The following is a 2,957-nucleotide window of genomic DNA, read 5'->3' on the forward strand; positions in this document are numbered from 1 at the left end:
GTACATAAGCTTACGGATTATTAGTACTACTCGACTATGACATTACTGCCTTTACATCTATAGCCTATCAACGTGGTCATCTTCCACGATCCTTAAAAGAAATCTCATCTTGTGGTGGGTTTCGCGCTTATATGCTTTCAGCGCTTATCCCTTCCAAACGTAGCTACTCTGCGGTGCCCCTGGCGGGACAACAGATACACTAGAGGTTTGTCCAATTCGGTCCTCTCGTACTAGAATCAGATCCACTCAAATTTCTAACGCCCACAGTAGATAGAGACCGAACTGTCTCACGACGTTCTGAACCCAGCTCGCGTGCCACTTTAATGGGCGAACAGCCCAACCCTTGGGACCTTCTCCAGCCCCAGGATGTGACGAGCCGACATCGAGGTGCCAAACCCCCCCGTCGATATGAGCTCTTGGGGGAGATCAGCCTGTTATCCCCGGCGTACCTTTTATCCTTTGAGCGATGGCCCTTCCATGCGGAACCACCGGATCACTATGCTCTACTTTCGTACCTGATCGACCTGTATGTCTCTCAGTCAAGCTCCCTTATGCCATTGCACTCTACGCACGGTTACCAAGCGTACTGAGGGAACCTTTAGAAGCCTCCGTTACTCTTTTGGAGGCGACCACCCCAGTCAAACTACCCACCAAGCAATGTCCCCCGCTTTTGCGGGGTTAGGCCTCAGATAAACAAAGGGTTGTATTTCAACAATGACTCCAAAGCGCCTGGCGACGCCCCTTCACAGTCTCCAACCTATCCTACACATCATTTATCCAAGGTCAATACTAAGCTATAGTAAAGGTGCACAGGGTCTTTTCGTCCCACTGCGGGTAAACGGCATCTTCACCGTTACTACAATTTCACCGAGCTCATGGCTGAGACAGTGTCCAGATCGTTACACCATTCGTGCAGGTCGGAACTTACCCGACAAGGAATTTCGCTACCTTAGGACCGTTATAGTTACGGCCGCCGTTTACTGGGGCTTCAATTCAATGCTTCTCCGAAGATAACATCTCCTCTTAACCTTCCAGCACCGGGCAGGTGTCAGGCCCTATACTTCATCTTGCGATTTTGCAGAGCCCTGTGTTTTTGATAAACAGTCGCCTGGACCTCTTCACTGCGGCCAGCTTGCGCTGGCGACCTTTCTCCCGAAGTTACAGGTCTATTTTGCCTAATTCCTTAGCCATGAATCTCTCGAGCACCTTAGGATTCTCTCCTCAACTACCTGTGTCGGTTTACGGTACTGGTACTGATTACCTGAAGTTTAGAGGTTTTTCTTGGAAGCCCTTAGGCGCACTATCTCTTTGTCCGAAGACGCCGAGTACTATCGTATTTCCCCAAAATCTGTGGATTTGCCTGCAGATCTTATAGGTAGGTACTTCAACGAACTATTCCGTCAGTTCGCGGCGCTTTCATCACTCCGTCACCCCATCACAGTAATCAGTAGTACGGGAATATTAACCCGTTGGCCATCGACTGTCCCTTTCGGGTTCGCCTTAGGACCAGACTAACCCACAGCTGATTAGCATAGCTGTGGAAACCTTAGTTTTTCGGTGTGCGGGTTTCTCGCCCGCATTATCGTTACTTATGCCTACATTTTCTTTTCCAGCCGGTCCAGCATACCTTGCGATACACCTTCAGCCCTGCTGGAATGCTCCCCTACCACTTACAGCAAGCTGTAAATCCATAGCTTCGGTAATACGCTTATGCCCGATTATTATCCATGCTCGTCCGCTCGACTAGTGAGCTGTTACGCACTCTTTAAATGAATGGCTGCTTCCAAGCCAACATCCTAGCTGTCTGGGCAGACAAACCTCGTTCTTTCAACTTAGCGTATATTTGGGGACCTTAGCTGATGGTCTGGGTTCTTTCCCTCTCGGACTTGGACCTTAGCACCCAAGCCCTCACTGCTGAGAAACATTATACAGCATTCGGAGTTTGTCAGGAATTGGTAGGCGGTGAAGCCCCCGCATCCAATCAGTAGCTCTACCTCTGTATAACTTAATTCAGCGCTGCACCTAAATGCATTTCGGGGAGTACGAGCTATTTCCGAGTTTGATTGGCCTTTCACCCCTACCCACAGGTCATCCGAAGACTTTTCAACGTCAACCGGTTCGGTCCTCCACTGTGTGTTACCACAGCTTCAACCTGCCCATGGGTAGATCACACGGTTTCGCGTCTAACACTACTGACTAAAGCGCCCTATTCAGACTCGCTTTCGCTACGGATCCGCGGCTTAACCGCTTAACCTTGCCAGCAACGTTAACTCGTAGGCTCATTATGCAAAAGGCACGCCGTCACCCCACGAAAGGGCTCCGACCGCTTGTAAGCGTATGGTTTCAGGATCTATTTCACTCCGTTATTCACGGTTCTTTTCACCTTTCCCTCACGGTACTGGTTCACTATCGGTCTCTCAGGAGTATTTAGCCTTAGCGGATGGTCCCGCCAAATTCAGACAGGGTTTCACGTGCCCCGCCCTACTCAGGATACCGCTATCTATTACACTTGTTGCCCATACGGGGCTATCACCCTCTCTGGCGCCGCTTTCCAGCAGCTTCCGGTTCCTTGTGCATAAAATACCGCGGTCCTACAACCCCGGCACTGCCGTAACAGCACCGGTTTGGGCTAATCCGCGTTCGCTCGCCACTACTTACGGAATCACTTTTGTTTTCTTCTCCTCCGCCTACTTAGATGTTTCAGTTCAGCGGGTTTGCCCACCTATCGGTGTGCTATGCCTTCAGCATAGCGGGTTGCCCCATTCAGGTATCTGCGGATCACTCGGTGTGTGCCCGTCCCCGCAGCTTTTCGCAGCTTATCACGCCTTTCATCGCCTCTGAGAGCCTAGGCATCCCCCATACGCCCTTATTTTGCTTATTGTACCAGTCCTAAAATCAATTACGACCGTTTTTTTTGTCTTCTGCCATAAATAGCAGAAAACGCTTTCTACTTTTTA

The 2,957-nt window shown here is 50.1% G+C and carries 1 rRNA gene; it reads right to left on the reverse strand.

Annotated features, from left to right (window positions below):
* Window positions 1–2,881, reverse strand: a 23S ribosomal RNA gene (locus IRZ83_RS19380).
* Between the last annotated feature and the right edge of the window lie 76 nt (window positions 2,882–2,957).

It is taken from the genome of Flavobacterium sp. JLP, from assembly GCF_015350755.1.
Classification (GTDB): domain Bacteria; phylum Bacteroidota; class Bacteroidia; order Flavobacteriales; family Flavobacteriaceae; genus Flavobacterium.